This window comes from Parapedobacter sp. (genome assembly GCF_053550995.1).
In genome coordinates this window covers 1-21362 of the sequence record NZ_JBMQOC010000067.1, presented here as the reverse complement: position 1 = coordinate 21362, position 21362 = coordinate 1, and the positions used below count along the sequence as shown (strand labels likewise).

At 49.4% G+C, this 21362-nt stretch carries 20 protein-coding genes; 9 read left to right on the top strand and 11 right to left on the bottom strand.

The window, feature by feature from the left end:
* The 5 genes from ACO1NT_RS09980 to surE all read right to left on the bottom strand — a co-directional run.
* Window positions 1-232 (bottom strand): DUF7218 family protein (locus tag ACO1NT_RS09980; RefSeq protein WP_449048481.1); only part of this gene is annotated, 232 nt, incomplete at its 3' end.
* Window positions 233-308: 76 nt separating this feature from the next.
* Window positions 309-485, bottom strand: a complete 177-nt coding sequence (locus ACO1NT_RS09975; RefSeq protein WP_449048480.1) for a hypothetical protein — start codon at window positions 483-485, stop codon at window positions 309-311.
* Window positions 486-602: 117 nt separating this feature from the next.
* Window positions 603-1106 (bottom strand): DUF892 family protein, encoded by a 504-nt coding sequence (locus tag ACO1NT_RS09970; RefSeq protein ID WP_449048479.1) that lies wholly within the window; start codon window positions 1104-1106, stop codon window positions 603-605.
* A gap of 17 nt (window positions 1107-1123) precedes the next feature.
* Window positions 1124-1486: a response regulator gene (locus tag ACO1NT_RS09965; RefSeq protein ID WP_449048478.1), complete on the bottom strand. Its 363-nt coding sequence runs from the start codon at window positions 1484-1486 to the stop codon at window positions 1124-1126.
* Between the two features lie 60 nt (window positions 1487-1546).
* A complete protein-coding gene (gene surE / locus ACO1NT_RS09960) occupies window positions 1547-2305 on the bottom strand; it encodes a 5'/3'-nucleotidase SurE (RefSeq protein ID WP_449048477.1) in 759 nt (252 codons plus the stop codon).
* A gap of 100 nt (window positions 2306-2405) precedes the next feature.
* Between surE and ACO1NT_RS09955 the strand changes: the two genes are divergently transcribed.
* The 5 genes from ACO1NT_RS09955 to ACO1NT_RS09935 all read left to right on the top strand — a co-directional run bounded on the left by ACO1NT_RS09955 (window position 2406) and on the right by ACO1NT_RS09935 (window position 6530).
* The gene (locus ACO1NT_RS09955; RefSeq protein WP_449048476.1) at window positions 2406-3326 is read left to right on the top strand and encodes a diacylglycerol/lipid kinase family protein; all 921 of its coding nucleotides are present in this window, start codon (window positions 2406-2408) and stop codon (window positions 3324-3326) included.
* Window positions 3327-3434: 108 nt separating this feature from the next.
* Window positions 3435-4700 (top strand): glucose-1-phosphate adenylyltransferase, encoded by a 1266-nt coding sequence (locus ACO1NT_RS09950; RefSeq protein WP_449048475.1) that lies wholly within the window; start codon window positions 3435-3437, stop codon window positions 4698-4700.
* A 122-nt stretch (window positions 4701-4822) separates the two neighbouring features.
* On the top strand, window positions 4823-5008 hold the full coding sequence (locus tag ACO1NT_RS09945) for a hypothetical protein (RefSeq protein ID WP_449048474.1): 186 nt from the start codon (window positions 4823-4825) through the stop codon (window positions 5006-5008).
* Between the two features lie 15 nt (window positions 5009-5023).
* The gene (locus ACO1NT_RS09940) at window positions 5024-5752 is read left to right on the top strand and encodes a nucleotidyltransferase (RefSeq protein ID WP_449048473.1); all 729 of its coding nucleotides are present in this window, start codon (window positions 5024-5026) and stop codon (window positions 5750-5752) included.
* 10 nt (window positions 5753-5762) lie between these two features.
* Window positions 5763-6530 carry a metallophosphoesterase family protein gene (locus ACO1NT_RS09935; RefSeq protein ID WP_449048472.1) on the top strand — a complete coding sequence of 256 codons (768 nt, stop codon included), beginning with the start codon at window positions 5763-5765 and terminating at the stop codon, window positions 6528-6530.
* A 9-nt stretch (window positions 6531-6539) separates the two neighbouring features.
* On the opposite strand, the gene ACO1NT_RS09930 is transcribed toward ACO1NT_RS09935, so the two are convergent.
* On the bottom strand, window positions 6540-6800 hold the full coding sequence (locus tag ACO1NT_RS09930) for a hypothetical protein (protein WP_449048471.1): 261 nt from the start codon (window positions 6798-6800) through the stop codon (window positions 6540-6542).
* A gap of 138 nt (window positions 6801-6938) precedes the next feature.
* Here ACO1NT_RS09930 and treY point away from each other — a divergent pair, with 138 nt between their 5' ends.
* Together treY and glgX are read left to right on the top strand one after the other, a co-directional pair.
* Window positions 6939-10997 (top strand): malto-oligosyltrehalose synthase, encoded by a 4059-nt coding sequence (treY, locus tag ACO1NT_RS09925; protein ID WP_449048470.1) that lies wholly within the window; start codon window positions 6939-6941, stop codon window positions 10995-10997.
* 42 nt (window positions 10998-11039) lie between these two features.
* Window positions 11040-13157, top strand: a complete 2118-nt coding sequence (gene glgX / locus ACO1NT_RS09920) for a glycogen debranching protein GlgX (protein ID WP_449048469.1) — start codon at window positions 11040-11042, stop codon at window positions 13155-13157.
* Between the two features lie 372 nt (window positions 13158-13529).
* Here the strand turns inward: glgX and ACO1NT_RS09915 are convergent, their stop codons facing one another.
* From ACO1NT_RS09915 to ACO1NT_RS09900, 4 genes are read right to left on the bottom strand one after another with little or no spacing between them, the layout of a single operon-like run.
* Window positions 13530-15146, bottom strand: coding sequence for an alpha-amylase family glycosyl hydrolase (locus ACO1NT_RS09915; RefSeq protein WP_449048468.1), 1617 nt, complete (start codon window positions 15144-15146; stop codon window positions 13530-13532).
* A 16-nt stretch (window positions 15147-15162) separates the two neighbouring features.
* Entirely contained in the window at window positions 15163-17019 is a 1857-nt protein-coding gene (gene treZ, locus ACO1NT_RS09910; protein WP_449048467.1) for a malto-oligosyltrehalose trehalohydrolase, read from the bottom strand.
* Window positions 17020-17064: 45 nt separating this feature from the next.
* Window positions 17065-18027, bottom strand: a complete 963-nt coding sequence (locus ACO1NT_RS09905) for a TIGR03885 family FMN-dependent LLM class oxidoreductase (RefSeq protein WP_449048466.1) — start codon at window positions 18025-18027, stop codon at window positions 17065-17067.
* Window positions 18028-18034: 7 nt separating this feature from the next.
* Window positions 18035-19681 carry an alpha-amylase family glycosyl hydrolase gene (locus tag ACO1NT_RS09900; protein WP_449048465.1) on the bottom strand — a complete coding sequence of 549 codons (1647 nt, stop codon included), beginning with the start codon at window positions 19679-19681 and terminating at the stop codon, window positions 18035-18037.
* 244 nt (window positions 19682-19925) lie between these two features.
* Between ACO1NT_RS09900 and ACO1NT_RS09895 the strand changes: the two genes are divergently transcribed.
* Together ACO1NT_RS09895 and ACO1NT_RS09890 are read left to right on the top strand one after the other, a co-directional pair.
* Entirely contained in the window at window positions 19926-20423 is a 498-nt protein-coding gene (locus ACO1NT_RS09895) for a hypothetical protein (RefSeq protein WP_449048464.1), read from the top strand.
* A 1-nt stretch (window position 20424) separates the two neighbouring features.
* Complete coding sequence (locus tag ACO1NT_RS09890) at window positions 20425-20865, top strand: DUF421 domain-containing protein (RefSeq protein WP_449048463.1); 441 nt, start codon at window positions 20425-20427, stop codon at window positions 20863-20865.
* Window positions 20866-20875: 10 nt separating this feature from the next.
* Here the strand turns inward: ACO1NT_RS09890 and ACO1NT_RS09885 are convergent.
* Window positions 20876-21362: metal-transporting ATPase (locus ACO1NT_RS09885; protein WP_449048462.1), on the bottom strand; the 487-nt coding region annotated here is incomplete at its 5' end.

The following is a 21362-nucleotide window of genomic DNA, read 5'->3' as shown; positions in this document are numbered from 1 at the left end:
TTTCAATTAACTGTTTTTTGTTCAACTTCGAATACCCATCGATGCCGATTTTTTTGGCCTCTTTCGTCAATTCCTCTTTTGTGCGCTCCTCTAATTTGCTAGCCTTCCCGCCCTTTTCGCTGGCATTAGGGGTGTTGGCGATGCGGGCGGCTTTTTCTTTGCTCATTCCCTCGTCGCGTAGCGCCTCATATTTCTCGTCGTCCTTAATTTGTTTGCCGTGATCTTTTGCCATGATATTTTCTCCTATTCTTTTCTTTATGGGCCGAGGATAGTCCGGCCCCCTTTTGTTATATCCACTGCCAAAACAGCTACTTTTTTTCGATACTGTCGTTGCCCGGCTGGGAATACGAAGGAGGATCGCTAGCCGGAAAGCTTTGTTCGATTTGCTCATCTATTTTACGTTCGCGCTCCGCACGATCCTTTTTTTTGTCCATACGTGGCCTTGTCTTCTTGTTGGCCTTGTCTACCGGTTTTAAGTCTTTCATGTCGTAATCGTTAGAAATGAGCACTTGCTCATATATAGAGGCTAACACCCGTATATACCCATATGTTTTGACCAACATTCCTTAAATGGGGCCTGGGTTTTCTTGCGTACGGTTTATTTATGTCGATGACGCCGCAAGGTATTTCGTCGTAATGAGGAGTAACAGGGTGCGATCGGTTTTGGCGTCCTCGTAATTTTCACGCACCAGGCGTGTTATTTCTTCATCTTTCATCTTTACCGCAATCATCTGTAGCAGTTGAAAGGAAGCCATTTCGATGCTTTCTATATTATGCAGGTAAAAGAGCATGGCCAGGTCGCGCAATACAGGCTGTCCGCTGCGTTGTCTAATTTCTTCAAAAGAATCTTTGATAAGGCCAAGCATGCCGCTGGAGCTTTTTTCCGAAACCTCCGCGCCCAAACGGTCGTAAATCTGCCGCATACGTCCCTGTTGCTTCTGTACATCATTTATCGTTTCTCGGATGCCCTTTTTCAGGTCGGCAAAATGGGCTTCTTCCTCCAGCGTATGGAGGCTGGATACCAAATGTGTTTTGGCGGTGTAGATCTTCGTGAGATGGGCGATAAAAAAATTACGCAGTTGATCGGCGTCGAGTTCAATATCCATTGGCATATCGTATTGGTTTATGAGAGTTGCTTTCGAACGTGTGCCAGTAAGTTATCTATTCCAAAGGGTTTGGCGATGTAACTGTCCGCCTCACAGGCGGCTGCGATGGTATGTAGATCGTGCTCTGCGGAAAAAAGGATAACCGGGACATGTTTTGTATGTGCATTGGTTTTCAATTCCTTGCATATATCGACCCCTGTTTTGGGCGAACCGACGATGCGCACATCCAGAAGTACAATGTCTGGATGTAGCACGGTGATGAAGTCGGCTTCAAGGCTGACCTTCGAAAGGATGACCTCATAACCGGAGTCCTGAAACACGATGTCCAACATCTCCAGAATGTCTTCGTCGTCGTCAATGATGAGTATCGTTTTTGCCATATGTTATTGTGCTCTTTAGTAAGTATCGTGGTGATAGGATTTAGGTACATTTTCTGTGTGTTATCCATCGTTTTCCGCAAACTGTTCATCGCCATCCAATTGTATTTGTAGCATGTTTTCGTCGGTAAGATCAAGACGCAGCGGGGTGATAGAGACAAAATCATTTTCCACCGCCCATCGGTCGGTCCCGGTTTCTGCGGGATCCAATGGGATGACCGTAAACCAATAGTGTTTTCTTCCCATCGGATCCTGTCCCGGTATAATTTTACCATCATAGAATCTAACCGATTGGCGGGTCCAGCGTATACCTGTGGGTCGAGCCGGGAAATTTACATTGTATAATGCAACCTCATCAGGATTCTCTAGTAACAGTGTAAGGGTTTCCTCAACGTATGGGGCTAATAAATCAAATGCAGGCTCACTCTTTCCTACGGGTGTACTGAATGCAATTCCTTTTTTGCCGAAAAGGACCGCCTGTTTTGCCGCAGCCAACGTTCCGGAATGCCACATCGAGTTCCCCAGATTAGGCCCCATGTTGATGCCGGAAAGCACCACTTGGATATTGTTCCTAAGGTGGGTCCCCAATGCTACACAGTCGGCCGGAGTTCCATTTACACGGTAAGCTTCTATCCCTTCCTGGAACTGGATGGGTGATTTTTTATAGGAAAGCGGACGTGAATGGGTCACCGCATGACCCATTGATGACTGCTCGACATCGGGCGCCACGACGATCACCTCACCGAATTTTAAAGCGATGGTGGCTAGTGCATTAATGCCGGGACTATAAATGCCATCGTCGTTCGTGATTAATATTCTCATGAAGGTTCGTTTTAACAGCTCATGGAGCGGACCACATCGTTCATACCGATAAAACAAGGACCGATGATTTTTTGTTTGGTTGGATATAAAATCGGCGCGAATGAAAAGAACCTTGAACGTTTATATCGTACACAATCCGGAAGCAGGAGATCAAGATCATATCAAAGAAGAATTGATTAGGCGGGTCGAATCGCTGGGCCATAGGTGTGAATACACCTCGATAAGGGAAAAAGGGTGGCAACATTTCAAGAACGAAACCGATTTGGTGGTCATAGCGGGCGGCGATGGAACGGTACGAGAGGTCTTTAAAAAATTATTGTACCGGAGCATACTCGACAAGCCGACGACAGTTGCGTTAATACCCAGTGGCACAGCAAACAATTTTGCAAAATCTTTGGGGATTTCGCCCGATTTGGACGCGTTTGAACGTTGCCTAATGCAAGGGGAATCGAAACAAGTTGACGTCGGGGTCATGAACGACGGGCTGACGGACATGCGGTTTTTTATAGAAGGCTTAGGATACGGGCTTATTCCCGAACTCATCAAAAAAATGACAGGTGCTGACGTAGGGAATGTAACAACCGGAACCGCGTTGGACTTGGCCTTGCTGAAACTGCTTGAAATTGTAAAAAATTACCCAGCTACACGGGCAACAGTGATGATCGACGGACGGGTATATGAAAATAACTACCTATTGGTGGAGGTTTTGAATACCCGGTCCATCGGTCCCAACCTTGTACTAGCGCCATATGCCGATCCTACAGATGGGAAATTCGAAGTGGTTTTATTGAAAGATAGCGATAGGGAGGTGTTTTCTACTTATCTGCGTTCGTTGCGGCAAAGCGTGTCGGATATGAGCCCGGCTGTTCCGTGGCAAATCGTGAATGCCACCCGCGAGGTGATTATTGATGGCGATAACCAAATAATTCATGTGGACGACGAATTGATTGCCCTCAAAAAAGGAGAAAGCATCGCGATGGCCATTCGGCCCCGTGTCGTTGAAATCATCACGGGCTGCTGACCTGTGCGAAGCATTGGCCAAACAAATATCACCGACGTTTGTCAATGAGTAACTCGGAGCGTAATAGTCATCGATCATTGCTCCAGTTTCATTTTAATGTGTCACATCATGGCAAACGAAGTCATCTCTGTGGTATTAGGTGGAGGAAAAGGCACGCGCCTTCATCCGCTGACCGAAAACCGCTCGAAGCCGGCGGTTCCCTTAGCGGGGAAATACCGCTTGGTAGACATACCCATATCAAACTGCCTCAATTCGGGGCTAGACCGGATATTTGTCCTTACGCAGCACAATTCCGCGTCGCTCAATTCACACATTAAAAATACATACAATTTCCCATCGTTTAATAATGCATTTGTCGAAATCCTAGCTGCCGAGCAAACCAACGATGGGAGGGAATGGTTCTCGGGAAATGCCGACGCGGTTAGACACCTCCATCGGTACCTCGCGCACCTCGAATTCGAATATGTTTTGGTGTTGTCTGGCGACCAATTGTATCAAATGGATCTCGGGGAAATGATTGAAAGCCATCGCCATTCGCATGCGCAGGTGACCGTGGCAACGATTCCCGTGGCTGCCACAGATGCAAGTTCTTTTGGGATTCTCCGAGCCGATAAGGCCGGTAAGATAACGTCGTTTATCGAAAAACCTCCAGCGGAAGCACTCGCCGGATGGGTGTCCGATGTGGCAGATAACTTACGTAAGGAAGGGAGGTACTACTTGGCCTCTATGGGGATTTACTTGTTTAATAGAGAAACCTTGGCACAGTTGCTAACTGAACCCTGTGCGGACTTTGGGAAAGAATTGATTCCGAAAGCCATTCTGAAACACCATGTCAATAGCTTCCTTTACGATGGCTATTGGACCGATATTGGAAATATTTCATCGTTTTTCGAAGCAAATATTGGATTGACAGATGACCTACCCCAGTTTGACCTGTTCAATAAAAATGGGGTTTACACCCGCGCCCGTCACTTGCCGCCGTCTAAAATCGGTGGAACATATCTGCGCAATGCCATTATTGCAGATGGCTGCATGATCGCGGCTGAGCAGATCGTGCGTTCGGTCATCGGCATCCGGTCACGTATCGGTACCGGTGTAACGATACATGATACGTATATGATGGGAGCCGACGGTTACCAAACACTTACGGAAATGGAGCACTTGGCCGATCAAGGTTTGCCGTTTATAGGCATCGGCGAAAATTGCCACATCGAGCGGGCCATTTTAGATAAAAACTGTGCAATAGGGGATAACGTCCGTATTATAGGTGGGGCGCATCTCGAAAATGGAGATTTTGGAACCTACGGAATCGTGGACGGTATTGTAGTGGTAAAGAAATGGGCAGTTTTACCGAGTGGAACGACGATCGGGTAATGAACACCAACAATTTCGCGGTTCAACTGTCATCTCCGTAGGGGCTTATGGAAAAGCCAGCTTATTGGGTGTGATGGGATGTGTGAGAAATGAGATGGTGATATTAAAAAAAATAAAAATGTATGTTTGAGAAAAAAATCAAGTCCGTTAACCCGCCCGATGTGGCGGTAGCGGAAGAAGCGAAAAAGATCAATCTGGCGAAGCGCCGGCCGAAACGCGATGCCGGCGAGAAGCACCGTGTGGACAATGTGGTTCCCAAATGGTACCCCGGGCGAATCAACCCCTCGCATGAAGGAATGATTTGGTGAAATTTCGCGTTGGTAATGAGTCTCAATAACCCAACTTCGGTCTATCAAGACGCCGTGTCGGTATTGCTTAAAGGCGAGTGCGATTTTATGATTGGTGGTGGGTTTGCCTTGTCTTTCCATACGGGCATACAACGGGATACGAAAGACCTGGATGTTTTCTGTCAGCCAAAGGATTACACGCACCTGCTTAAATGCTTTGCAAATGACGGATATCGGGTTGAGCTGACCGATTCCCGGTGGTTGGCCAAGGTGTTTAAAGACGATTATTTCATAGATATCATTTTCGATACCGTTAATGGTATCTGCAATGTGGATGAGGTGTGGTTTTTTCATGCGGAAGAGGGCGATTTCCTTGGTTTGCCCGTGATGTTTCTGGCTCCCGAGGAATTGATATGGTGCAAAATATATGTTCAGAACCGCGAGCGGAACGATAGCGCCGACATCAACCATCTCCTTTTAAAGACAGGGCAGCGGTTGGATTGGCAACGGCTTCTCGGTAGGCTGGATGCACACTGGCATTTACTGTTGGCGCAATTGCTCATTTTTCAGTTTGTCTATCCGTCCGATTACCGCGCCATCATTCCCGATTGGGTGTTTCATGATTTGATGAAGCGGGCAAAGGAACAATATGAATTGCCCCCTTCTGTGGAAAAAGTGTGCCGTGGCCCCCTTATCGACCAAACCCAATATGAGGTCGATGTAAAGGAATGGAACTACAAGTCATATACGATGAAGACCGTCTAAACATGTACTGATGGAAGAAAGTCAAAGAACAATCAGAATTGCAGCGGTAGGTGATTTGCATGTCCGGGAAGCCGACCGAGGGAAGTGGAAGGAATATTTTACGATCATTTGCCAATCTGCTGACATCATGGTGCTGGCCGGCGATCTAACCGATACTGGCGACGAAGACGAAGCCGCATTATTGGTAGAAGAACTCAAGGGATGTAACATACCGATGGTGGGGGTGCTGGGCAACCATGATTTTGAAAAGGGGCGCCAAAAGCTCATTAAAGAGACGTTGACCCAATCTGGTATTCAGATACTCGACGGCGAATCTGTCGTTATCCAAGGGATTGGATTTGCGGGCGTAAAAGGGTTTGGAGGCGGCTTCGGTTCAGCGATGCTCTCCAAGTTCGGTGAGGAAATGATAAAGCGGTTTGTTCAGGAAGCGGTAGACGAGGCGTTGAAACTGGAACGGGCGTTGGCACGGTTGGGACAGCATGGCGGTGGAGTCCGGAAAATTGTTATATTGCATTATGCCCCCATCGCCGACACCGTAATAGGAGAACCCTTGGAAATCTACCCATTTTTGGGCTCATCGCGGCTACTGGAGCCTATTCAACGCAATGGCGACGACATTCTTGCCGTATTCCACGGGCATGCGCACAAGGGGCAATTTGCCGCGGAAACCCCAGACGGGATCAAGGTCTGGAACGTATCGCTGCCTTTACTCACACAGCAAGGCAATCCGCATCCCTTTCATATGCTGGAAGTGAAAATGCAAGCTATCAACCTATAGGTTGCCAAATCAGTAATTTCGATATAAGAAAAACTGGATGTCTTCCAATGACTGGATAGCCTCCATTTTATGGGTGCCGTAATTGACGGCATAAATTTCACTTTCGGTCGGTTCATCTGGGCTTGTGCCACCGGATAGGTATTCTTCCACACCCAACCATGGCCTATCTCGAAAGATAAAAAACCGAAGCAATCGTCCATGGGAAATGCACGGACCTTCCGGCGGATTAAATCCCATCTGTTCGAGCTGATGCTTATCTAGCGTTCTCATATTAATCCTATATGGTGAGCCAACAAACGATTGGAGGCTTTTGTTTCGCCATACGGGTGGGCTTTTAAAAAAACATAAATCCGAACAATTACGCATGGAGTTGGTTAATCCTCCTAACTGATGGAGCAATTTCCAACTATGACATATCGGGTACAGTTCAATAAGGACTTTAAGCTTCGCGATCTGGAAAAGCTGATTCCATATTTCGCTCGTTTGGGAGTCGACGCCATTTACGCATCACCCATTTTCCGCGCCTTGCCTGGAAGCAACCATGGTTACGACCAGACCGACCCCACCCGCATTAACCCCGATATCGGAACCATCCAACAATTGAAGCGGGTAGCCGCCAAACTTGCCGAGGTCGGAATTGGATGGATACAGGATATCGTGCCCAATCATATGGCGTTCCACCCCGAGAATCCGTGGCTACGTGATGTATTGGAAAACGGGTCGGACTCGGCTTACAGCCATTTTTTTGATACACCGTTTGCCTCACCCGCCTATTTTTCGGGCCGCCTAATGGTGCCTTTCCTCGATGCTCCCCTCGATGAGGCAATCCAAGCCGGTCAACTGACGGTCCATACGGTGGATCAGCAATTCGGGCTAGCATTTGGAGGTAACGTATGGCCGGTGAATCCGGCTGGACAAGCGGTTATCCGTGCCTTACTGGATAAAGGCGAACCGTTGGATCAACCCGCGATAATACACGACGTTGTAGCGCTCCAACATTATGAGCCCTGCAGTTGGAAGGAAACATGTCACCGCATAAATTATCGCCGATTTTTCACGGTCAATAACCTTATAGCCCTAAACGTACGGGATGACGACGTTTTCGAAAAGACCCATCGGTTCATTGCCCAACTGGTTAAAAGCGGGGTGTTCACCGGCCTGCGCATCGATCACATAGACGGTCTTACCGATCCGACAGGTTATCTGCTCCGGTTACGCCGGCTGGTCGGCAAACATGTTTTCATTGTGGTCGAAAAAATCCTCCAGCCTAATGAACACCTTCCAGGCCAATGGCCGATCCAAGGAACATCCGGGTATGATTTCCTTGCCATGGCCAATGCGGTTTTGACAGATGGAAGCAATGAAGTGCGCCTTTCCCGCTTTTACGCTAAAATTACCGGTCAGGTACAACCTATTACTTCTTTGCTTTGGCACACGAAGGAGAGCCAATTGATGGGTGCCATGCAGGGCGAATTGGATAACCTTTCCCGATTTTTGTATGAAAGGGTACTAACGAATGCCAGACGGCCTAAAGATGTTTGCTTCCAGTCACTTAAGTTGGCTTTGGTGCAGTTTATTGTCCATTGTCCCGTGTATCGGTGGTATGGGCATTCCTTCCCGCTTACCGATGCGGAAGGAGTGGCGATAAAAAAAACGCTCGAATGCGCGGCCATCGACCATCCATATCTGCGCAAGGAACTGGCACTCCTGGAAGGGCTGTTCGTGCCCACGGCTGAAGCCGATGCTAAGCGGCAACCAAGACATGTCGAAGCGCTTTATCAACGGTGTATGCAACTTACCGGGGCATTGATGGCGAAAGGATTGGAAGATACATTGCTGTATACTTACAATCGGTATATCGCCGCAAATGAGGTCGGCAGTTCGCTCCTTGCGTTCAGTCGATCGGCTACCGATTTCCATCGGTTTATGGCCGAACGCCACCTGCATCACCCGTATACCTTGAATGCCACGGCCACACACGATACAAAACGAGGTGAGGATGTGAGTGCACGGTTGCAGGTCATTACGGTATGTCCACGAGATTGGATGGCAGCGGTGACGAAGTGGATGAAATGGAATGCACCATTCAAAACAGATGGTATGCCCGACGCAAACGATGAATACTTTATCTACCAAACGATATGGGGAACATTCCCCATGCCTGGCGAACCGCTTACACCTTACCGGGAACGTTTGGAAGCATACCTCATTAAAGCCCTGCGGGAAGCTAAACGGTATACGGATTGGACCGCACCCAACCAATTCCATGAGCAATCCGTCGTGCGTTTCATCCGGAATTTGCTTCGGCCACGGAGCCGCTTTTTAAAGCATTTTCGCAAATTACATGCGGAATGGATAGATCTCTTCATCCTGAATTCGCTCACCAAAGTGGTATTGAAGTTTACATGTCCCGGCATCCCGGATAGTTACCAAGGCGCTGAGGGGTGGGATTTTTCGTTTGTTGACCCGGATAATCGGAAGCTGGTTGATTTTGCAACAAGGGAAGTATGGCAAATGGAATTGCACCGGATGGGGGCTGGAACAGAAACGCTCAGGGTATTATGGGAAAACCGTTATTCGGGACAATTGAAATACGGCATCACCGAGTGGCTCGCACGGTTGCGCCACCGGCACCCCGACCTTTTTCAGAACGGACTGTATTTGCCGGTCGCTGTATCGGGGAGGTACCGCAAGCATGTTTTGTCGTTTATCAGGCGGCTAGCCAACCAATGGCTATTGGTGGTGGTACCCCTCCACATGGGGCGTCACGGTGTAGGCCGATCCGGTAAACCGGGAGATATCGACTGGGGGACAACCCGGATCATGCTGCCAGACAATGCACCCCGGCAATGGCGTAATGTATTTACCAACGATATCAGCGAGGGCACCGGTCAGTTCGTACTTGATCCGCATTTTCATCCGCTTCCGATAGGCGTATGGGAAGCGACAGAGGAGACCCCTAGGACCGATCGTGCCGCAGGCGTATTGATGCCGTTGTTTTCCCTTCCCGGACCCTTTGGCATAGGCGATCTGGGCCGTGAGGCCTATCGATTTGTCGACTTTTTGCGGCGAGCGCGACAACAATATTGGCTGATGCTTCCGCACCATCCAACAGACCACCGGGTAGGATACTCACCTTACAGTGGTCACTCGGCGATAGCCGGTAACACCCTATTAATCGATTTGGAAGCTTTTGCCCAACAAGGATGGCTTATCCATCAGGATTTGGAAATGCAAGAGCTTCCCCATCCGTCCGAAACGGTTTATGGCAAAGCGTCGGCGTTGAAAAATGTACTTTTCGGTAAGGCTTTCTGGAACTATTGTCGCCAATGGGCGGGGCGTTGCGACCATAGGCTCGAAGCGTTTTGCGACCGTGAAGCCGGGTGGTTGGATGATTATGCGCTTTACACGACCTTGAAAGGTATCCATCGTGGTAAACCCTGGTATAAGTGGCCGGCTGTTTATCGCGACCGGCATGAAGGGGCCTTGAAGGCGCTCGCCAGCACCCATCGATACGAACTGCAAAAAACCAAATGGCTGCAGCATCAGTTTTTTTTGCAATGGCAAAGCCTCCATCGATACGGTCGGCAATCGGGGGTGCGATTCATTGGCGATATCCCCTTTTACGTTCATCACGATTCGGCAGATGTATGGGCACACCGCGAACTGTTCAAATTGGATGGCGAGGGAATGATGCTCGGCATAGCCGGTGTGCCACCCGACTATTTTAACAGTGACGGACAAACATGGGGTATGCCCGTTTATCGGTGGGACCGTCATGCTCATGACTTTTTTTCTTGGTGGGTGCGGCGGATAACAACAAATCTGAGGTTTTATGACCTGTTGCGGTTGGACCATTTCCGGGCGTTCTATGATTATTGGGAAATCCCCCATACGGCAAACAGCGCAAAAGAGGGTGTTTGGCAGCCCGGCCCGGGGAAAGCGCCTTTCCAGGCCATTGAAAAATCCGTGGGTAATTTACCGTTCATCGCTGAAGATTTGGGCGATATCCATGAAGGTGTTTACCAGTTGCGTAACGAGTTGGGTATACCCGGAATGAAGGTATTGCAGTTTGCGTTCGGTGACGATACAGCGTCAAATTTGCATGATCCCCACCATCATGGCGTCAACGATATTGTTTTTACAGGTACGCACGACAACAACACGGTTGCCGGATGGTACCGGGACGAGTTGTCGGCGTCAAGCAAGGCGCGGCTAAAAGCCTACACGGGGGGCGGCACGCTTACGCCCCGGCGTGCGGCCATGGTGTTGATCCGAATAGCCTACGCTTCTCGGGCCAAATTAGCGATTATTCCCCTGCAAGATGCATTAGGACTTGGAACGGAAGCCCGCATGAACATACCGGCGAACGCCGCCGGTAATTGGCGCTGGCGGCTCGATCCCGCGCAACTCACCGTGCGCCTGCAACGTCAACTGAGCACATGGGTGCAACGCTACGGCCGGTAGTAAATTCCGAAACAAATACACGCATTCCACGGTTGGTTGTTTATGAAACATGAAATCTATCCAGGGAAACCCTACCCCCTCGGGGCGACATGGGATGGGAAAGGGGTTAACTTTTCCATCTACGCTGAACATGCGGTGGAGGTGCGCCTTTGCTTGTTTGACGGTGAAGCCCCTGATGCGGCAGAGACGGTGATAACGATTGCCGAACGCACACACCAAGTATGGCACGGCTATGTACCGGGTCTCGTGCCAGGGCAATGTTATGGCTATCGGATGGATGGCCCCTTCGAACCATCGGTCGGCCAACGGTACAATCCAAATAAGTTGTTGCTCGACCCTTATGCCAAAGCGATTTCGGGCGTGGTAGACGCGCACGAGGCCCATTTGGGCTATAACGTAGGCGATCCGGACGAGGATTTGAGTTTCAGCAAAAAGGATAGTGCGCCTTATGTGCGGAAATCTGTCGTTGTGGATCCGGCTTTTGATTGGGAAGGCGACAAGCAATTAGACATTCCTTTCCGCCAAACCGTCATTTACGAAGCCCACGTCAAGGGGTTGACGAAACTGCACCCGGAAATTCCTGAGGGCCTTCGTGGAACCTATGCCGGTTTAGGTCATCCCAAAACGGTGGATTACTTGAAGCACCTCGGGATTACAGCCATCGAGTTGATGCCTGTACATCAATTCGTGAACGACCGGCACGGCGATGGGATGGCGAACTATTGGGGCTACAATACCATCGGATTTTTTGCACCCGAAGCGCGCTATGCATCTTCGGGCGTATTGGGGCAACAGGTCAATGAATTTAAAAACATGGTCAAGGTACTGCATGCAGCAGGCATCGAAGTGATATTAGACGTCGTATATAACCATACAGCCGAAGGGAACCACCTGGGGCCGACCCTGAGTTTTAAAGGCATCGACAACGCCAATTATTACCGGCTCACCGAAGACCCCCGGTTTTACATGGATTATACAGGTACCGGCAATACGCTGAATGCAAACCTCCCCATCGTTCTCAGACTCATCATGGACAGCCTACGCTACTGGATTACCGAGATGCACGTAGACGGATTCCGGTTCGACCTCGCCGCTACCTTAGCGCGTGAACTGCATGAAGTTGATCGACTAAGTGCTTTTTTTGATATCATCCAACAAGACCCCGTCATTTCACAGGTGAAATTAATTGCCGAGCCCTGGGATTTGGGAGAAGGGGGGTACCAAGTAGGTAATTTCCCGCCCGGCTGGGCCGAGTGGAACGGTAAATACCGTGATTGTGTACGTGATTATTGGCGCGGTGCCGAGAGCATGCTGTCTGAATTTGCGGAACGCTTTACCGGGAGTTCGGACCTATACCAAGATGATTACCGAAAGCCGACAGCGAGCATTAATTTCATTACTGCACATGATGGTTTTACGTTGCACGATTTGGTATCGTATAACGAGAAACATAACGATGCGAACCAGGAGGATAACAACGATGGCGAAAGCCATAACCGCTCTTGGAATTGTGGCATTGAAGGGCCTACCGACGACGGGGATGTCAACACATTGCGTGCCCAACAGAAGCGTAATTTGTTAACCACGTTGCTCCTTTCACAGGGCGTGCCCATGCTGGCGGCAGGCGATGAGCTGGGTAAAACCCAGCAAGGCAACAACAATGCGTATTGCCAAGACAATGGGTTGTCATGGCTCCATTGGGACCAGGCTGACGGTGCCTTGTTGGAATACACGCGGCGGTTGATTGGATTGCGGCTTTCCCAGCCGGTATTTTGCCGACGAAAATGGTTCACCGGCGAGCCGATAAAGGGCGTGGGTACGGAAGATATTGCTTGGTTCCTACCGGATGGGAGAGAGATGCCCGACGAGAATTGGGATCACGACTTCGCGCGGTCGCTTGCTGTGTTCTTGAATGGTCAGGGCATCCATTCGGTAGACGAGCGCGGAAAGAAGGTTGTTGGCGATAGTTTTTATTTGATTTTCAATGCCTACCATGAGCCCTTGGATTTTATGTTGCCCACAGACAAGCGATATGGTGATTTTTGGATAAAGATCATCGACACCACATCGACACAGATGGCCACATGGGCAAACCGGCTGGCCGCGGGCAGCCGCATCGAAGTGGCAGGACGGTCGGTGCAGGTATATCAGCTAAAATGATTGCGACCAATCGTTGCCCCGTGTTGGCTGACTTTGCTTTAGCAAATAACAAGCTTCGCTACACAACAAACATGCGGCGGCGCATTGCTGGCAATGATCCCATGCATGTTTATTGCACTCCCGGGCACACTGTGTACATATCCAGTCGCAAAGATCGAGTAGGGCAGGCAGCAAGATAGACTGTCGCTTTATGGATTTGGCCAATAGCATACAGATTTCCGCACAATCTTGGCTGAGTTGTATGCATCGGGTAACGTGTTCCGTGTGCGGTTGCGAAATACTTACGCTAACACATTTTTCACACATCAGTGCGCAGTGCCAGACCTTTTGCAATAGGGTTTGAAATGAATCGTCCATGGTTTGCTCTTTTTATTATTTCTCGGCCGATAACCTGACAACAATCCCCTCGTCGCCGCTCAGATAGATTTGCTCACCTATCGTCATTCCTTTCAATTCGGGCGATGTCGATAATTCTACCGTGCCCTTGCGCAATTGCGATGGGTTTTGGCGATACCGACACGGGCGGGAAGTGAGATTAAGCATCATAAAGAAGCTATCGCCGTGGGGTGAGTCGCGCTGATAGGCAATGTATTGGTCGTTCGCATGGACCGGCATGTAAGTTCCAAGGTTTAGTGCCGGCTCCTTATTCCGTAATGCGATGAGTTCGTGATATAAATTGAGGATCGAGAAGGGGTTTTCACGCGCTTGTTGCACATTATGGCGGGGATACCTTTTATCTACTCGAAGCCACGGTTTGACCGTCGAGAAGCCCGCTTGCGCGGCATTTGACCATTGCATGGGCGTACGGCATGGATCTCTGCTCAAATCTTTTTCGGGCATATTTAGGCCTTGTGGATCTTGTTGCTCATCTGCGGGGATGGCTACATCACGCATGCCGATTTCCTCCCCGTAATAGAGCGTCGGCGTACCCCGAAGGGTAAGCAGCAGCATCGCTGCAACGCGGGCTTGGTGTTCACCCACGCGGCTCGCCAAACGGGGCTTGTCGTGGTTGCTGAGTACCCAATTTGGCCATCCTTCAGCGGGCAGCGCACCTTCATACTGGTCGATTGTTGCGGCAATTTCCTGGGCATGCCATGGCTGGTCCAACAATTGGAAGTTGAATGGCATATGTACACCATCGCGTTGTTCGCCATAATAAGTCATCAATTTCTGTAAGGGTAGATAAACTTCGCCGATGATTAGCCGGTTGTCATATGCATCCGTCACCGCCCTCATTTTCCGTACAATATCGTGTACTTCCGGCTGGTCGGTAGAGTATGCAGGCAACAGTTGGTTATAGGTTGATTGGGTATCATTGTAATCGGGGTTCGGTGGGTTGTCGCGCAATTGCCGATCCTTTATCAGGTGCCAGATCACATCCACACGGAAGCCGTCCACGCCTTTGTCTAGCCAAAATCGCATGATATCAAATATCGCTTCCTGTACGTCGGGGTTCCACCAATTCAAATCGGGCTGTTCTTTCAGGAAACCATGATAGTAATATTGTTCGGTGTGGTCGTCCCATTCCCATGCGTCGCCCCCGAACATACTTTTCCAGTTGTTAGGCTGACTGCCATCCGCCTTGCCATCATGCCATATATACCAATCACGCTTGGGCGAATCTTTCGAGCTTCTCGATTCAATGAACCAGGGATGTTGGTCGGAGGTATGATTCGGTACCAAATCGAGGATCACCTTCAACTCATGACGATGGGCCTCCTGGAGAAGCTGATCGAAATCTGCCATCGTCCCGAATCGCTCATCGATGGCAATGTAATCTGAAATATCATAACCAAAGTCGGCCATAGGCGAAGGGTATATGGGCGAAACCCATATGGCGCGGATGCCAAGCCACCGGAGGTAATCCATTTTATCGATAATCCCTTGCAGATCGCCGATACCGTCGCCGCTCGCATCCATAAACGAACGTGGATAGATTTGGTAAATGACGCCGGTTTTCCACCAAGGGCCGTTTGTTGCTGTTATCATACCAGGACTTTATGTGCTATGTCAAATCCCAATGCCCGAGTATTGCATTTTCAGATGCAAATACCATTACACTAGCCGGGGGCAAGCGCAGAACGCCGGTGACAGCGGTTGTCGCTGCCCTCACATTGGGTGCTGTTGAATCTAACAAACAGGCCCACGTTGTGTTTGCAGGAAGTGTATACCGGATCGCTTTGCTTGAAAGGTTAAAAAGGGCTAATAGGTGCGAGCTTGCGGACTCATCCTGCCGGTATAGTGCCCATACACCGTTGCCGATAATGCCGAATTGGGTAGCTGGTTTGTCAAAGTTCCGTAAAGCGGCGTGCGAACGGCGTAGCGCAATGAGTTGTTTATACCATTCCAATAGTTCGCCGTGTTTCCCTTCGGTGCGGATGGACCAATCGAGAATGCATGATCGGTAAGAAGACTCCGCCTGCGGATTCGGAGGTTCTTCATGTTCCAGAAAGTCGGCGAACTGGCGCCTCCGGCCTGCCCGTATCTGGGCAACCAGCTTCGGGTCGCTGTGGCTGGTGAAGTATAGGAATGGTTTTGTTTCCCCATATTCTTCACCCATAAACAGCAAAGGGATATAAGGCGCAAGGAGTAACGCCGCAGCGGCGATGCGGAGGTGGCTACCAGGCACGAGAAGGGACAATCGATTTCCGTTTTTTTGGTTGCCCACTTGGTCATGGTTTTGGATGAAAGCAACGAACTTAAAGCCGGGAATCCCGGCCGAAGATGCACCGTGTCTCCTTTTGCGTGCCTTTACGTAATCACCGCTGTGTACGAATCCATCCGTATAGGCCTTGGCCAACTGTTCCATCGTGCCGAAATCTTCATATCGTTTCTTGCCTTCAGGATATAACAACACAAACAATGCATGATGAAAGTCGTCCAGCCATTGCGCACTGAAACCGTATCCCCCCGTGTCGGAATGCTGGATGACCCGCGGTGCATTGAGGTCACTTTCTGCAATCATATAGACGTTTTTCTTGCTTTCCCGTACATACACATCAACCTGTTCGTTGATGTATTGCAATATGTGTATGGCGCCGTTGTCCACCATGGCATGGATCGCGTCCAGCCGCAAGCCATCGATGTGGTAGTGATGAAACCAATGGAGCGCGTTGCTGGCAAAGTAGTCACGGACACCGTCAGACCATGGCCCGTCGAAATTGATCGCTGCACCCCAAGGGGTTTGGTAGGCATCCGTGAAGTAGGGGCCAACAAGGTGGAAATAATTGCCTTCCGGCCCCAGGTGGTTGTACACAACGTCGAGGTAAACCGCTATTCCGATTTGGTGGCATGCATCCACAAGTTTTTTTAAACCATCAGGTCCACCATACGTATGTTGAACCGCAAATGGGAAAGTACCGTCGTACCCCCAGTTTCTACTGCCGGGAAATTCGGCGATGGGCATAAGTTCAATGGCGTTGATGCCAAGTATTTTCAAGTCATTTAGCCGGGGGATGATGGCTTCAAACGTCCCCTGTTCGGTAAAGGTGCCAACGTGCAGTTCGTAGCATATCAATTCTTCTGGGCGTAGGTTCTGCCATCCATGATCCCCCCAGGGATATCGTGTATGGTCTACCAGTGCTGACGGACCATGTACGCCCTTGGGTTGGTCATGCGATGCCGGGTCGGGTATATCATCGCCATCGTCGAGTTTATAATAGTACAAGGTATGTTCAGGACAATCGGTGAGTTCCACTTCAAAGTAACCATCGCTTCCCCGCACCATGTCATGCCAGCTTTCTTCAGGTGCTATGAGATGGAGCGTCACTTGATTCTTTAATGGCGCCCAAAGCCGAAAGTGACTGCTTTTGCCTGCCTGTACGGAAGGGCCTGTTTTTATCGATGATGATATCCGTCCCATTGTTATTTACGTGTGATTTTTGTCGCCTGCTTGTCCACGTTTTATTCAGCATTTCAAAAATGAGACGGCGTGTGTGCCGAAGTCTTCGATGAATCGCTCCTGCTCGGTATTCACGTTGTGCAAAATGAGGCCATCGATTCCAAGGGCTAAATAATCTTGCAGCCAACCGATTTGTTGTTGGATATCAGATGAAATTTTCACTGCACGATACAGGTCACTTGGCTGGACATAGGCGGCAGCGGACTCGAAATCAGCGGGATTCCGGAGATTAGCCAATGATTGGCTATCTAACACATTTGTCCGCCATTGTTCATAAGCACCTTGGTAAGCTTCCGGATCAGTGCTTGCATAGGACAATTGCACTTTTACAAAAATGGGTTTTCCCTCTCCGCCGCCGCAACGGAATTGCCGGATTACCTGTGCGAGCTCGTCGGGCGTGTGACCTACCGTCAGTAGGCCTTCTGCCCAACGACCCATCCAGCGGGCCGTTTCGGCTGTAATGGCTGCACCGAGCAACATCGGCCGGTTTTCGGGAAGCGAGTATAGCCGGGCTTTTTCAACAGACACATGGCCATAGCGGGTCACGGTTTGCCCTTCGAGCAGCTTTCGGATAATCTCGAAACATTCCAATAAACGTTCATTCCGACTGGGTTTTGAAGGCCAAGGCTGTGCGGTAATGCATTCATTAATGGCTTCGCCGCTTCCGAGTGCTATCCAAAGCCTGTTTTCTGCCAATTGGGATAAGGTTGCGATAGCCTGCGCTAACACAGCGGGATGATGCCGGTAACCTGGGGTGCAGACCAAGCCAAAAGGAAGCTGGCAAATCTGCATCGCCGCGCCAAGCCACGCAAGTGCATAGCCACTTTCTCCCTGTCGTTCATTCCAGGGTTGGAAATGTTCGGATGAATGGATGGCATCAAAGCCGGCTTTCTGCGCGAGGGTGACATATCGCAATAGTTCCCGTGGAGCGAACTGTTCCTGAGAAGCATGATAGATTATCTGTGCCATAACGTGGTTAGTTTTTGTCCGTTAACAGTAACCAACTATAGGTGTAACCGGGCAGCACAACCTTTACCTGACTGTTTGCCGTGCTGATGAGGCCACCGCCTAAATGTACGGTCACGTCTAACTGGTCGTGCATAGACAACGCTATTTCCGCATTTTCGGTGGTCCCCTTAAAGTTGTGCACGATGACCAGTTGGCGTTTCTCAAGCTCGTAACTAATGGCAAACAGAGCCTCGTTGTTGGTTTCTAAGCTTGCGAATTGCCCTTCTGCAAATAGGTGGTATTCTGTACGGCGTATGGAAATCATGTTTTTCACTTCGTTCCACAAGGAAGTTGGATGTGCAACCTCGCCAGCGACGTTGATGTGGTGGTAGGAAAAAGAACCATCCCGGATGAGTGGATACTGCATGGCCTGGGGGGTGGCGTCGGAGAAGCCCGCATTTTCACTGCTCGACCATTGCATGGCGGTACGTACACTTCTCCGCTCCGGTAGGTTAAGATCGTCGCCCATACCGATTTCTTCGCCATATCGAATTACCGGTGTTCCCGGCAGCGCGAAGAGTAAGCTCATGGCGAGCTTAATTCGCTGGCGATTGTTATCGACCATGGGCGGGAGTCGGCGGCGTATTCCGCGGTCATAGATAATCATGGATGGATCAGGTGCAAAATGTTTGAAAACCACTTGCCGTTCTTTTTCTGTGAGCTGCTCGAGATCCAGTTCATCGTGGTTGCGTAAGAAATTCAGATATTGCCTGTCATCGGCCCTCGGGAGACGCTGAAGCGCATCAAGCAGTACCTGCCCCCGTTCGGTGGCAAACGAAAGAAAGCTGTAATTATTAATGTAGAAATTAAAAAGGCCCGTCAATTTGCCCGGTTTGAGAAAGCTTGGGTACTCTTCGGGCTCCACGTCAGCTTCACCGATAAGGATGGCCTGGCTATCGTATTTTTTTATGGCTTCATTCCATGTATCCAGTAGTGCGGATGGGTCGCCATCGAAGGGGGTGTTGCCTTTATTGCGAAGCATATGGGGTACAGCATCCAATCGGAAACCGTTTATACCTGTTGACATCCAAAAGTCGATTATTTTGAGGATTTCAGTTTGGAGGATTTCAGTTTGAACACGTGGGCTGGCGATGTTCAAATCCGCTTGATGCTTATAAAATGTATGGTAAAAATAGGCGTCGACGGTGGGATGGTATTCCCAATTGCTATCTTCCACCGTTTTGAATACCAGGTCTTCTTTGTCGTTTTCCGGTTTCTCTTTCTGCCAGATATAGTAATCGTAGTACAATGAGTTAGGCTGTTCAACAGCTCGCTTAAACCAAGGATGGTCCACGCTGGTGTGGTTGATTACCAAATCAAGCAGCAATTTTACGTCGTTTGCCTTGGCTCGTTCCACCAATTTCTGGAAGTCATCGAAATCACCCAATCCTGCATCAATTTCATAATAATCCACCACGTCATAGCCATCGTCGCGCCCGTAGGAACCAAAGATGGGCGAAAGCCAAATGCAAGTGGCGCCGAGCTCGACGAGATAATCGAACTTATCGAGCAAGCCTCTCAAATCCCCCAACCCGTCTCGATTTCCGTCTTTGAAGCCACGTACGTCAAGCGAATAAACAATCGCATTCTTAAACCAGTCAGGTATTGCCAGCATAGTGAATCTCCGTTGATGTCGTTACATCATGAGGCAAAGGCTACGCCAGCGTTGAATACGTGCAAAAAGCAAAGAAAAATCTAGCCCAAATCCACTTTAGTAAACAAGTAGGTTAGGAAATAGTACAACATCTTTCCCCACAAAGTTGGCCAGTGCCGCCGAAGCGCGTTAGGGATCCGCTTAGGTATAGATAGCTGTAAAAGGTCGACTTATTGTTATAAGGGGAAGTATAAAAGGAGAAGTTATGAAAGCCGATCGTATCGGAAAGGTCAAACATTCACTTGAGTTGGATGAAAAATTGAGTAGCCAACTGGAACACTGGAAAGCGCAGAAAATCGGTGGATTGGCTATCATGGTGGTTATCGTACTCACCGCTTTCGGTCTTTTCGGTAATGGGGTGGTCAGTTCTAAAAAAGTTGAGAAAGCCGGTATAACGCTGCAATACGAAAGGTTTTTACGGCGCAAGAAGGAAATGGACGTTCGCTGGCAGCTTGATCATGGGCAGCAACTCATATTCCGCATACCCATCCGTTACCTTGCGAACTTCAAAGTCGAAAGGATTGTGCCCGACGGGTATGAGACACAGCTAGCTGACGAGTATGTTACCTACACATTCAGGGCCGATCGGCTAACCGATGCCATTGTGCATTTTTACCTGACCCCGCAACAAACGGGGTCGGTGACGGGGGAATGGATGATCGACACAACACGTTTTCAAATCAAACATTTTATTTATCCCTGATATGGAACTGATTCTCCGCGGGGTTGCCGTCTATTTGTTTTTGCTGGTGCTGTTCCGCATATTGGGAAAGCGCAGTTTGTCGGAGACGACCACTTTTGATTTTGTGCTGTTGCTAATCGTCGGCGAGGCAACGCAGCAAGCGCTATTGGGGAATGATTTTTCGGTAACCAATGCACTCGTGCTCATTACGGTACTCATGGGCGTGGATATTGTTTTCGTTAAACTGAAAGGCCGGTATAAGAAACTTGATCGCCTGTTAGAGGGTACCCCGTTGATCTTAGTAGATCATGGAAAGCCGTTGACTGTCCGGATGAAAGAATCGCATGTGGATACAGAAGACATCATGGAAGCAGCGCGCCTCAGCCATGGGCTTGAACGGTTGGAACAAATCAAGTATGCCGTTTTGGAACGTGATGGCCAAATCTCCATTATCCCGTCGTAGCCTGTGAAGGCTATCGTTCTATTACCTCGATGTTGAAACCTGCCTCTTGTACGGCTTCGATGACTTGTTGCGCAGAAGCCCCGGTGGCTGACACGGTCAATACTTTGTCTTTATCGTCGGTGGCTACTTCCCAATGTGCAATACCGTCTAACCGGTCGAGATGGGGGGTTACCGCAGCTACACAGCCGCCGCAGTTAATGTTTGTTTTGAATTGTAATTGTTGATCGTTGTTTTCCATTTTGTTTGAATTTATTGTCGTTAATGAATCGTTTATTTTTTTCCATTTCAGCCGTAAGCTGTTGCTCACCACGCTTACGCTGCTCAGGGCCATGGCCGCGCCGGCTATCATCGGATTCAGTAAGAAACCGTTTATTGGGTATAATATGCCGGCAGCGATGGGGATGCCAATGAGGTTGTAAATAAATGCCCAAAACAGGTTCTGTTTGATGGTTGCTACGGTCTGCCTAGACAGCCGTATGGCCTGCGGGATTTTGGTA